At 66.3% G+C, this 12,065-nt stretch carries 11 protein-coding genes; 6 read left to right on the top strand and 5 right to left on the bottom strand.

From position 1 onward, the window contains the following. Nucleotides 1–3 precede the first annotated feature (3 nt). Entirely contained in the window at nt 4–1,260 is a 1,257-nt protein-coding gene (locus ACU5AX_RS06510) for an efflux RND transporter periplasmic adaptor subunit (RefSeq protein ID WP_332837871.1), read from the bottom strand. A 178-nt stretch (nt 1,261–1,438) separates the two neighbouring features. Between ACU5AX_RS06510 and rpiA the strand changes: the two genes are divergently transcribed. The 6 genes from rpiA (at nt 1,439) to ACU5AX_RS06480 (ending at nt 8,038) form a co-directional block, all read left to right on the top strand. After that, complete coding sequence (rpiA, locus tag ACU5AX_RS06505; RefSeq protein WP_446690117.1) at nt 1,439–2,131, top strand: ribose-5-phosphate isomerase RpiA; 693 nt, start codon at nt 1,439–1,441, stop codon at nt 2,129–2,131. 72 nt (nt 2,132–2,203) lie between these two features. Then, nucleotides 2,204–4,294 carry a transketolase gene (gene tkt / locus ACU5AX_RS06500; RefSeq protein ID WP_446690116.1) on the top strand — a complete coding sequence of 697 codons (2,091 nt, stop codon included), beginning with the start codon at nt 2,204–2,206 and terminating at the stop codon, nt 4,292–4,294. Further along, nucleotides 4,294–5,418, top strand: a complete 1,125-nt coding sequence (gene tal, locus ACU5AX_RS06495; protein WP_446690115.1) for a transaldolase — start codon at nt 4,294–4,296, stop codon at nt 5,416–5,418. Before tkt ends, tal begins: the two co-directional genes overlap by 1 nt. Nucleotides 5,419–5,469: 51 nt before the next feature. Then, nucleotides 5,470–6,480 (top strand): phosphogluconate dehydrogenase (NAD(+)-dependent, decarboxylating), encoded by a 1,011-nt coding sequence (gene gnd, locus ACU5AX_RS06490; RefSeq protein ID WP_446690114.1) that lies wholly within the window; start codon nt 5,470–5,472, stop codon nt 6,478–6,480. A 17-nt stretch (nt 6,481–6,497) separates the two neighbouring features. Next, nucleotides 6,498–7,295 (top strand): Cof-type HAD-IIB family hydrolase, encoded by a 798-nt coding sequence (locus ACU5AX_RS06485; RefSeq protein WP_446690113.1) that lies wholly within the window; start codon nt 6,498–6,500, stop codon nt 7,293–7,295. Then, nucleotides 7,292–8,038 (top strand): HAD-IIB family hydrolase, encoded by a 747-nt coding sequence (locus ACU5AX_RS06480; protein ID WP_446690112.1) that lies wholly within the window; start codon nt 7,292–7,294, stop codon nt 8,036–8,038. The genes ACU5AX_RS06485 and ACU5AX_RS06480 overlap by 4 nt, the downstream gene beginning before the upstream one ends. 168 nt (nt 8,039–8,206) lie before the next feature. On the opposite strand, the gene glnA is transcribed toward ACU5AX_RS06480, so the two are convergent. The 4 genes from glnA to accC all read right to left on the bottom strand — a co-directional run bounded on the left by glnA (nt 8,207) and on the right by accC (nt 12,062). Beyond that, nucleotides 8,207–9,619, bottom strand: coding sequence for a type I glutamate--ammonia ligase (glnA, locus tag ACU5AX_RS06475; RefSeq protein WP_446690111.1), 1,413 nt, complete (start codon nt 9,617–9,619; stop codon nt 8,207–8,209). A gap of 98 nt (nt 9,620–9,717) precedes the next feature. Beyond that, nucleotides 9,718–10,056, bottom strand: a complete 339-nt coding sequence (locus ACU5AX_RS06470; protein WP_198352131.1) for a P-II family nitrogen regulator — start codon at nt 10,054–10,056, stop codon at nt 9,718–9,720. Nucleotides 10,057–10,209: 153 nt separating this feature from the next. Next, nucleotides 10,210–10,551: an arsenate reductase family protein gene (locus ACU5AX_RS06465; protein WP_446690110.1), complete on the bottom strand. Its 342-nt coding sequence runs from the start codon at nt 10,549–10,551 to the stop codon at nt 10,210–10,212. A gap of 158 nt (nt 10,552–10,709) precedes the next feature. Continuing rightward, nucleotides 10,710–12,062, bottom strand: a complete 1,353-nt coding sequence (accC, locus tag ACU5AX_RS06460) for an acetyl-CoA carboxylase biotin carboxylase subunit (RefSeq protein WP_446690109.1) — start codon at nt 12,060–12,062, stop codon at nt 10,710–10,712. Nucleotides 12,063–12,065 lie beyond the last annotated feature (3 nt).

The following is a 12,065-nucleotide window of genomic DNA, read 5'->3' as shown; positions in this document are numbered from 1 at the left end:
GGCTCAGCGCCCGCCCTTGCCGGCGGCGCCGCCCTTTTCCTGGGCCTTCTTCATCTCCTCGGGGGAGGGCGGCTTGACCTGTTGCGGGCTGTTCGCCGGCACCGGCTTGATCGCCTGGTTCGGCTTCACGTTGGCAAGGCCCTGGGTGATGATCTTGTCGCCGGCGTTGAGCCCCTTGGTGACGACCCAATTGGTGCCTTGGGTGCGGTCGGCGGTGACGGTGCGCTGCACCGCCTTGTTGTTCGGGCCGACGACGAACAGCGTCGCATTGCCTTTCGGATCGCGTGAGATCGCCTGCTGCGGCACCAGGAAGGCATTGGTGTTGATCGCCTGCGCGAAGCGGGCGCGGACGAACATGCCGGGCAGCAACAGACCCTGCGGATTGGGGAAGCGCGCGCGCAGCGTCACGGTGCCGGTCTGCGTGTCGACCACGGTTTCGGCGAATTCGACGGTGCCGGTCTGGCCATAGTCGCTGCCGTCCTCCAGGATCAGCCGCACCTGCGCCGAGGCGGGCGTGACGCCCCCCTGCGCCAGGCTGCGGCGCAGGCTGAGCAGGTCGGCGGCGGATTGCTGGATGTCGACGAACATCGGATCGAGCCGCTGGATCTGCGCCAGCGGATCGGTCTGGCTGGCGGAAACCAGCGCGCCGACGGTGTAGAGCGAGCGGCCGATCCGTCCGGTGATCGGCGCGGGCACCGTCGTGAAGCTGAGGTTGACGCGCGCCGTTTCCAGCGCGGCCTGGTTCTGCGCGACCGAGGCGGCGGCCTGGCGTGCGGAGGCGACGGCGTTGGTATATTCCTGCTTCGACACCGCCTCGATCTGCGCCAGTGGGCGATAGCGGTCCGCCTGGATGCGCGTCGCTTCGGCATTGGCCTGGGCGCTCAACAGATTGGCGCGCGCCTGGTTGACCGAGGCGCGATACAGGCGCGGATCGATCTCGTAGAGCGGCTGACCCTTGCGGACGATCGTGCCCTCGGTGAAGAAACGGCGACGGATGATGCCGTTGACCTGCGGCCGCACGTCCGAGCTTTCATAGGCGTTGGTCCGCCCGGCGAGTTCGGTGACCATCGCGGCGCTCGACGGCTGTACCACGACATAGCCGACGGTGGCGGGACCGGCTGCGCCGCCGGGGCCGCCCTTGCCCTTCTGTTCGGAGTGACCGCCGCCACAAGCGGAAAGGGTGAACGCCAGGGCGAGGACGGCGGCGCTGGTGGCGACTCCGGCCGACGCTCGGAGCCTGCGATTCGATGATGTGGTCAAGTGGTTCACCCGGCAGTGTCTTCGGTCCGCGCGACCGCGACCGCGCGATAATCCGTCATCGGGGTCTTTGGTTGCATGCACATGTCCAATGCCGGGCAAAACGGCGGAAATGCAAGCCGATGGGGGCGTTATAAGTGTCGCAAATTGTCGCAGTGGGGCAGCAAGGCGGACGTAAATCATGGCGGTACAGACAGATAGCGACGGGGACAAGGATACGGCCGCGGCGGCCGCGATCGAGGAGGTGCGGGACGGCATGCTGATCGGGCTGGGGACCGGATCGACCGCCGCCCATGCGATCCGCCGGCTCGGCGAGCGGGTCGCCGGAGGGCTCGCGATCCGGGCGGTGGCGACCTCGCATGCCAGTGCGACGCTCGCCGAGTCGCTGGGCATCGTCGTCCTCGACTTCGCCGATGTGCCGCGCATCGACCTGACCATCGACGGTGCCGACGAGATCGACGCGCGCCTCTACGCGGTCAAAGGGGCGGGCGGGGCGATGCTGCGGGAGAAGGTGGTCGCCGAAGCGTCCGATCGGATGGTGGTGATCGCGGACGGTAGCAAGCGGGTGGCGGCGATCGGAACGAAGGCACCGGTGCCGGTCGAAATCCTGCCGTTCGCGCGCGCCTTCGTGCTGCGGGAGCTCGGCGAGGCCGCGGTGCTGCGGATGGCGGGCGACCGGCCCTATCTAACGGACAACGGCAATCTGGTCGCGGATTGCCGGTTCGACCTGGCCGACGCGCGCGCCCTGGCGCGCTGGCTCGACGCCATTCCGGGCGTGCTGGGGCACGGCCTGTTCCTCGACCAGGTCGACGCCGCCTATGTCGCCGAGGCCGCAGTCGTTTCGCGGCTGGAACGGGGCGACGGGGCGAGCTAAGGCCGCGCCGAGACAGGCAACCGGATCGGGCGCGCCGCGTTCGACCCGCGACAAGAGCGAGGCCCCTTTTCCATGTCCGACACCATCACCACCGGCGCGCCTGCGCAAGACACCTTTCGCGAGGACGGTTCGATCGAGCGGCTGACGATCGATACGATCCGCACCCTGGCGATGGATGCCGTGCAGAAGGCGAATTCCGGCCACCCCGGCACGCCGATGGCGCTCGCGCCCGTCGGCTATACGCTGTGGTCGCAGTTTCTGCGCTACGATCCGGCGCATCCCGACTGGCCGAACCGCGACCGCTTCGTGCTGTCGGTCGGCCATGCGTCGATGCTGCTGTACAGCCTGATCCACCTGGCCGGGATCGAGGAGATCGACGCGGACGGCAACAAGACGGGCAAGGAGGCGGTCAGCCTCGCCGACATCGAGGGCTTCCGCCAGCTATCGTCGAAGACGCCCGGTCACCCCGAATATCGCCACACCACCGGCGTCGAGACGACCACCGGTCCGCTGGGCGCGGGTGCGGGCAATTCGGTGGGCATGGCGATCGCCGAGCGCTGGCTGGCGGCGCGCTACAACAAGCCGGGCTTCACGCTGTTCGACCATGACGTCTATGCGCTGTGCGGCGACGGCGACATGATGGAGGGCGTCGCGTCCGAGGCGGCGAGCATCGCCGGCCATCTGAAGCTGTCGAACCTGTGCTGGATCTACGACAGCAACCACATCTCGATCGAGGGATCGACCGATCTCGCGTTCGACGAGGATGTCGGCAAGCGGTTCCAGGCCTATGGCTGGAACGTCATCCACGTCGACGACGCCAATGACACCGCCACCTTCGCCAAGGCGATCGAGACGTTCAAGGCGACGAACGACAAGCCGACGTTCATCGTCGTCCATTCCGTCATCGGCTGGGGCAGCCCCAAGGCCGGCAGCGAGAAGGCGCATGGCGAGCCGCTCGGCGTCGACAACGTCAAGGCGACCAAGCGCGCCTATGGCTGGCCGGAAGACAGGGACTTCTACGTTCCCGACGGCGTGCGTGAGCATCTGAACGGCACGTTGAAGGATCGCGGCGGCAAGCTGCGCGACGAGTGGGTCGCGACCTTCGATCGCTATCGCGCCGAGCATGGCGATCTGGCCGCCGAGCTCGACCTGATGCTGAAGGACAAGCTGCCCGCCGACTGGGATGCGGACGTGCCGGTGTTCCCGGCCGACGAGAAGGGCCTCGCCAGCCGCGATTCGGGCGGCAAGGTGCTCAACGCGTTGGTCGGAAAATTGCCGTGGCTGATCGGCGGTTCGGCCGACCTGGCGCCGTCGACCAAGACCGACATCAAGGGCAAGGACAGTTTCGAGGCGTCGAACTACGGCGGTCAGAACTTCCACTTCGGCGTCCGCGAACATGGCATGGGCGCCGTGGTCAACGGCATGTCGCTGTCGCACCTGCGCGCCTATGGCTCCACCTTCCTGGTCTTCGCCGACTATATGCGGCCGCCGATCCGCCTGTCGGCGATCATGGAGCTGGCGAGCATCTGGGTGTTCACCCACGACTCGATCGGCGTCGGCGAGGACGGCCCGACGCACCAGCCGATCGAGCATCTCGCCTCGTTGCGCGCGATCCCCGGCTTGGACACGATCCGCCCGGGCGACGCCAACGAGGTCGCCTATGCCTGGCGCGCCGCGCTGGAGGATGCCAGCCGGCCGACTGCGCTGATCTTCTCGCGCCAGGCGCTGCCGACGCTCGACCGCGAGAAATATGCACCGGCGGACGGCGTGCTGAAGGGCGGCTACGTGCTCGCCGACAGCGACGGGACGCCCGACGTGATCCTCCTCGCGACCGGCAGCGAGCTCGCGCTGGTGGTGCAGGCGCATGAAAAGCTGAAGGCAGAGGGCGTCAACAGCCGCGTCGTCAGCCTGCCGAGCTGGTACCGCTACGAACTCCAGTCGGACGAATATAAGGAAAGCGTGCTGCCCAAGGCGGTCAAGGCGCGCCTCGCCGTCGAACAGGCCGGGCCGATCGGCTGGGACCGCTACGTCGGCTACGAAGGTCGCCAGATCACCATGTCGACGTTCGGCGCCTCCGCCCCCATATCCAAGCTGCAGGACAAATACGGCTTCACCGTCGACAACGTCGTCAAGGTGGCCAAAGAGATGCTGGAGACGAAGTGATGAGCACGCTCAAGGACCTGAGCCAGGCCGGCACCGCGGTGTGGCTGGACTTCGTCGATCGCAAGTTCCTGGAGGCCGGCGGCCTGCAGAAGCTGGTCGACGAGGACGGGCTGACCGGCGTCACCTCCAACCCGTCGATCTTCGAAAAGGCGATGGGTCACGGCGACGCCTATGACCAGACGCTCGCCGAATTCGACAAGAGCCATCCCGGCGCGGCGACGATCGACCGCTACGAGGCGCTGGCGATCCAGGACATCAAGGCCGCGGCCGAGACGCTGAAGCCGGTCTACGACCGGCTCGACGCCAAGGACGGCTATGTCAGCCTTGAGGTCTCGCCCTATATCGCCGACGACACCGATGCGACGATCGCCGAGGCTGAGAAGCTGTGGCACGCGGTCGACCGGCCGAACCTGATGATCAAGATCCCCGGCACGCCGGCTGGCGCACCCGCGATCAGCGCGACGATCGCCAAGGGGATCAACGTCAACGTCACGCTGCTTTTCTCGAAGGACGCGTACATCCGTGTCGCCGAGGCTTATGCGACCGGTCTCGAGGAGCGCGTCCGCCAGGGCCAGCCGATCGACCGGATCGCCAGCGTCGCCAGCTTCTTCGTCAGCCGTATCGATTCGACGATCGACAAGGAGATCGACCGCCGCGTCGCCGAGAACGATCCGGAATCGACGGCGCTCAAGGCGCTGCGCGGCAAGGTCGCGATCGCCAACGCCAAGCTCGCCTATCAATGGTTCCTCGACTTCGAGAAGTCGGACCGCTGGCAGGCGCTCGCCGCCAAGGGTGCGCAGCCGCAGCGGCTGCTGTGGGCGTCGACCGGGGTCAAGGACAAGGCCTATCCCGACACGCTCTACGTCGACACTTTGATCGGCCGCGACACCGTCAACACGATGCCGCCCGCGACGATGGACGCGTTCCGCGACCACGGCACGGTGGCGGAGACGCTGACCGCCGACGTCGACGATGCCCGCCACGTGCTGGCGGAAGTCGAGCGGCTCGGCCTCGACCTGAACGGCGTCACCGATCGGCTGGTCGAGGAGGGTGTCGCCTCCTTTGCCAAAGCGTTCGACGACCTGCTCGGCTCGATCGCGGCGAAGCAGCCGGCCACGGCCTGACGCATCCGGCTCCGCCGCGGCGCAACACTTGAGCCGCGGCGGAGTTTGTCCGTGCATCATCCTTCCCAGCAGGACGTATATTCCATGAAGATCGGTTTGGTCGGACTCGGCCGCATGGGCGGCAACATCGCGCGGCGGCTGATGAAGGCGGGGCATGAGGTCGTCGCCTTCGATCGCGCCAAGGAGGCGGTCGACAAGCTCGCCGCGGACGGCGCGATCGCCGCGACCTCGCTGCAGGACATGCGCGACAAGCTGGACAGTCCGGCGATCTGGTGGGTGATGCTGCCCGCCGGCGGCCCGACCGAGGACACGATCGCGGCGATCGCGGAGGATGCGCGCGAAGGCGACGTCATCATCGACGGCGGCAACACCTTCTACAAGGACGACATCCGCCGCGCGAAGGGGCTGCGCGACAAGGGCGTCCATTATGTCGACGTCGGCACGTCGGGCGGTGTTTGGGGGCTGGAGCGCGGCTATTGCATGATGATCGGCGGCGACGACGACACCGTGACGATGCTCGACCCGATCTTCGAGGCATTGGCGCCGGGCTATGGCTCGATCCCGCGCACGCCGGGCCGCGAGGGCGACGATCCGCGCGCGGAAAAGGGCTATATCCATGCCGGGCCGGCGGGTGCGGGCCACTTCGTCAAGATGATCCACAATGGCATCGAATACGGCCTGATGCAGGCCTATGCCGAGGGCTTCGACATTCTGAAGGGCAAGAGCAGCGACAAGTTGCCCGAGGACGAGCGCTTCGACATCAACCTGACCGACGTGGCTGAAGTATGGCGGCGCGGCAGCGTGATCTCGTCCTGGCTGCTCGACCTGACCGCGATTGCCCTCGCCAAGGACGGCAAGCTCGAACAATTCACCGGCAGCGTCGCCGACTCGGGCGAGGGCCAATGGACGATCGATGCGGCGATGGAGGAGAAGGTGCCGGCCAACGTGCTGACCGCCTCGCTGTTCGCGCGCTATCGCAGCCGCGTCGAGCATACCTTCGGCGACAAGGTGCTGTCGGCGATGCGCTTCGGCTTCGGCGGACACGTCGAGATCCCGCAATGACGCCGATCCGGCTTGTCGTGTCCGACATCGACGGGACCCTGGTCGACAAGAGCAAGCAACTGACCCCGGCGACCACCGATGCCGTGCTGCGACTGGAGCAGGCGGGCGTCGGCTTCACCGTGATCAGCGCGCGTCCCCGGTCGGGGATCATGCCGATCGCCGACACGCTCGGCATCGACGCGCCGATGGCGGCGTTCAACGGCGGCATCATCTTCCGCCGCGACGGTACCGTCGACGAGCATCATGTCGTTGACCCGGAGGTGGTGCGCGGCGTGCTCGATCTGGCGAACGGAGAGGCGGTCGACACCTGGGTGTTCGCCGACGATCGCTGGTATGCCTCGACCGACGAAGGCGAGCATGTCGCCCACGAGCGGCTGGCGTCGAACCAGGACCCCGTCGTCACCGACGATTTCACGCCCTATCTCGAACGCGCCGACAAGATCACCTTCGTCAGCGACGACCACGCGCTGCTCAAGGCGTTGGCGGATAAGTGTGCGCCGGCGTTCGGCGATCGCGCGACGATCGTGCAGAGCCAGGTCTATTATCTCGACGTCACCGCGCTCGCCGGCAACAAGGGCGACGGCATGATCGCGCTGGCCCGCGCCTTCGACCAGCCGCTCGATGCGGTGGCGGCGATCGGCGACCAGTTCAACGACGTGCCGATGCTGGAACGCGCCGGTTTCGCCGTGGCCATGGGCAATGCGCCCGACGGCGTGAAGGCACTGGCCGACGCGGTCACCAGCGGCAATGACGCCGATGGCGTCGCCCATGCGATCGACACCCTGATCTTCCCCCGAATTGGAGTAAGTGCATGAAAGAGCTGGTTGCCTTCGACCTCGACGGAACGCTGGCCGAGAGCAAGCAGCCCTTGCAGGAGCCGATGGGGGAGGCGCTGGCCGACCTGCTCGGCGTCGCGCATGTCGCGGTAATCTCGGGCGGTGACTGGCCGCAGTTCGACAAGCAGGTGGCAAGCCGCCTGCCGCCGCGCGCCGATCTGTCGAAGCTGTGGCTGATGCCGACCACCGGCACCAAGCTCTATACGCATCGCGACGGCGCCTGGTCGCCGGTCTATGCCGAACTGTTCGACGACGAGACCAAGGCCAAGATCCTGAAGGCGTTCGACGAATCGCTCGAGGCGACCGGCTTCGTGCCCGAGAAGACCTGGGGCGAGCGGATCGAGGACCGCGGCAGCCAGATCACCTTCTCGGCGCTCGGCCAGCAGGCGCCGATCGACGCCAAGGAACAGTGGGACCCCAAGTTCGAGAAGCGCAAGGTGATCCAGGCCGACCTAAAAAAGCGATTGCCCGGCCTGTCGATCAACATGGGCGGCGCGACCTCGATCGACATCACTCGCGAGGGCGTCGACAAGGCCTATGGCCTGAAGAAGCTGCGCGATGCGAGCGGCATCCAGCTCGACAAGATGATGTTCATCGGCGACGCGATCTTCCCGGGCGGTAACGACTATCCGGCGAAGGAACTGGGCCTCGACACCGTCAAGGTGCGCGATCCGGAAGAGACGCTGTCGGTAATCGCCGCGATCGTCGCCTGCCAGAAATAGCCGCCGGCCCGATGTTCGGGTCACGATCAAATGCATAAGGGCGCCCGGAACGATCCGGGCGCCCTTATTCTTGGCGTGGCGCTGGGTATGCCGTCGCCGCGCCACTCCTCGCGAGGCCATGGCAGGCGACAGCGTCGGCACGGCCAGGGCCGTACCGACGCGACCGTCTTACATGCTGTAGTACATGTCGTATTCGACCGGCGACGGGGTCATTTCCCAGCGCGCGACCTCTTCCCACTTCAGCTCGATATAGGCCTCGATCTGCTCCTTGGAGAAGACGTCGCCCTTGAGCAGGAAGTCGTGGTCGGCGCCCAGCGACTCGAGCGCCTCGCGCAAGGACGCGCAGACGGTCGGCACCTGCGCCAGTTCCGCCGGCGGCAGGTCGTAGAGGTTCTTGTCCATCGCCTCGCCGGGATGGATCTTGTTCTGGATGCCGTCGAGGCCGGCCATCATCAGCGCCGCATAAGCGAGGTAGGGATTGGCCATCGCGTCGGGGAAGCGGACTTCGACGCGCTTCGACTTGGCGCCCGTGCCGTACGGGATGCGGCACGAGGCCGAGCGGTTGCGCGACGAATAGGCGAGCAGCACCGGCGCTTCGTAACCCGGCACCAGCCGCTTGTAGCTGTTGGTGGTCGGGTTGGTGAAGGCGTTGATCGCCTTGGCATGCTTGATGATGCCGCCGATGAAATACAGGCAGGTGTCCGACAGGCCGGCATAGCCATTGCCGGCGAACAGCGGCTCCTTGCCCTGCCAGATCGAGAAGTGGGTGTGCATGCCCGAGCCGTTATCTTCCTTGATCGGCTTGGGCATGAAGGTCGCCGACTTGCCGTAGGCGTGGGCGACCTGATGCACGACATACTTGTAGATCTGCATGCGGTCGGCGGTGGTGGTCAGCGTGCCGAAGGTCAGGCCCAGCTCGTGCTGCGCGGCGGCGACCTCATGGTGATGCTTGTCGCAGGGCAGGCCCATCTCGAGCATGGTCGAGACCATCTCGCCGCGGATGTCGACCGCGGAGTCGACCGGCGCGACCGGGAAATAGCCGCCCTTGGCGCGTGGACGGTGGCCGAGGTTACCGCCCTCATAGTCGCGGCCAGTGTTCGTCGGCAGCTCGATGTCGTCGATCTTGAAGTAGGAGCCGGCATAGTTCGTGTCGAACTGCACGTTGTCGAACATGAAGAATTCGGCTTCCGGGCCGACATAGACGGTGTCGCCGATGCCCGTGGTCTTGAGGTACGCCTCGGCGCGCTTGGCGGTCGAGCGCGGATCGCGGGCGTAGAGCTCACCGGTCGACGGCTCGACGACGTCGCAGAAGACGATCAGCATCGGGGTGGCCGAGAACGGGTCGGTATAGACCGCGTCCAGATCGGGCTTCAGGATCATGTCCGACTCGTTGATCGCCTTCCAGCCTGCGATCGACGAACCGTCGAACATCAGGCCGTCGGTCAGCTCGTCCTCGCCCAGGATCGAGGCGACCATGGTGAGGTGCTGCCACTTGCCCTTGGGGTCGGTGAAGCGGAGATCGATCCACTCGATCTCCTCGTCCTTGATCTTGCTCAGAATGTCCGAAGCGGTCGTCGCCATGGTCGTCAGTCTTTCTTTCGCCTTGCGTCACCCCAGCGAAAGCTGGGGTCTCGTGGTTTGAAGCAGACCCCAGCTTTCGCTGGGGTGACGGAAATCATTCAGATCGCCGCTTCATCGCGTTCGCCGGTGCGGATGCGCAGCGCGGTTTCGACGGGGATGACGAAGATCTTGCCGTCGCCGATGCGGCCGGTCTGCGCGGCGGCGGCGATCGCCTCGACGACGCGTTCGGCGAGCGAATCGTCGACGACGACCTCCAGCTTCACCTTGGGCAGGAAGTCGACGACATATTCGGCGCCGCGATACAGTTCGGTGTGGCCCTTCTGGCGGCCGAAGCCCTTCGCCTCGGTGACGGTGATGCCGCTGACGCCGATCTCGTGCAGCGCTTCCTTCACCTCATCCAGCTTGAACGGCTTGATGATGGCTTCGACCTTCTTCACCTGTCTACGCCCCTCGCTGGAACCCCGCCCGCAACCCCGCGCGCCGTGGCCCGATTGTGCCAGCAACGGACCCTTGCAAGCAACGGGGAATCTCGCAATTTTACTGCGCGAGAAACGGGCAGACCTTGTCGATCTGCGCGTTTTTTCAGCAGACTAGAGGATGGTGCGCACCCGTTCGGCCGGACGGGCAAGCACCACGCCCTTGTCGGTCTCGACCAGCGGCCGCTGGATGATGATCGGATTGATCGCCATCGCTTCCAGAATGGTAGCATGGTCGGCCCCGGCATCGATCAGCGCCTTGGCGTCCGGTTCGGTCGCGCGCAGCCCGTCGCGCGGGCTGATCCCGGCAAGGCCGTATAGCCGCGACAGTTCGGCGACCGTCGGCGGATGCTTCAGATATTCGACGACGGTGACATCGGCGCCCGCCTCTTCGAGGATGGCGAGTGTGCTGCGCGACGTGCCGCAACGCGGGTTGTGGTAGATGGTGGCTTTCATGCAGCCACCTTAGCAATCCTCCCCGCTAGCGGGGAGGGGGACCGCGCCCGAAGGGGCGTGGTGGAGGGGGGCGGCCACATGCGGTGCGTTTGCGGCCAGCCCCCTCCGTCACCGCTGTCGCGGTGCCACCTCCCCGCGAACGGGGAGGCGTCAGCGTCTCAGGCGTCCTGCCGCGCCAGCCATTCCTCCAGCCACTTGATCGTGTACTGACCGTCCTGGAATTCGGGGTCGTCGAGCAAGGCCTGGTGCAGCGGGATGGTGGTCTTCATCCCTTCGATCACGAACTCCTCCAGCGCGCGGCGCAGGCGGCGCAACGCGCCCTGGCGGGTGGTGCCGTAGACGATCAGCTTGGCGATCATCGAATCGTAATAAGGCGGAACCTTGTAACCCGCGTACAGCCCCGAATCGACGCGCACGTGCATGCCGCCCGGCGCGTGATATTGCTTCACCAAACCTGGCGAGGGCGCGAAGGTGCGTGGGTCCTCGGCATTGATGCGGCATTCGATCGCATGGCCGCGGAACTGCACGTCCTCCTGGCGCAGCGTCAGCGGGTGCCCCTCGGCGACGCGGATCTGCTCACGGACGAGGTCGAGGCCGGTGATCATCTCGGTCACCGGATGCTCGACCTGCAGCCGCGTGTTCATTTCGATGAAGTAGAATTCGCCGTCTTCCCACAGGAACTCGATCGTTCCTGCGCCGCGATAGCCCATGTCGGCCATCGCCTTGGCAACGATGCCGCCCATCCGCGCGCGTTCCTCTGGCGTGATGACGGGGGAGGGCGCCTCCTCCAGCACCTTCTGGTGGCGGCGCTGCAGCGAACAGTCGCGTTCGCCGAGGTGGATGGCGTTGCCGTTGCCGTCGCCGAACACCTGGAATTCGATATGGCGCGGATTGCCCAGATACTTTTCGAGATAGACGGTGGCGTCGCCGAACGCCGCCTTCGCCTCGCTGCCCGCCTGCTGCATCAGCGTCTCGAGCTGATCTTCGCTGGTGCACACCTTCATGCCGCGGCCGCCGCCGCCCGACGCCGCCTTGATGATCACCGGATAGCCGATGCGACTGGCCAGCGCCTTCGCTTCGGCGACGTCGCTGATCGCGCCGTCGGAGCCCGGGACGAGCGGCAGGCCGAGCGCGCCGGCGGTGCGCTTCGCCTCCACCTTGTCGCCCATGGTGCGGATATGCTCCGGCTTCGGGCCGACGAAGATCAGGTTATGCAGCTCGACGATCTCGGCAAACTTGGCGTTCTCGCTCAAGAAACCGTAGCCGGGATGGATCGCGTCCGCGCCGGAGATTTCGGCGGCGGAGATGATGTTGGGGATGTTGAGGTAGCTGTCGGTCGCCGCCGGCGGCCCGATGCACACCGCCTCGTCCGCCAGGCGGACGTGCATCGCATCGGCATCGGCGGTGGAATGGACCGCGACCGTCTGGATGCCCATCTCGTGACAGGCGCGATGGATGCGCAGCGCGATCTCGCCGCGGTTGGCGATCAGCAGCTTCTTGATGGGGCGCATCGC

Source organism: Sphingomonas benefaciens (assembly GCF_052907485.1).
The sequence above is the reverse complement of the archived record's forward strand: the minus strand, read 5'-3'. Positions and strand labels throughout refer to the sequence as shown.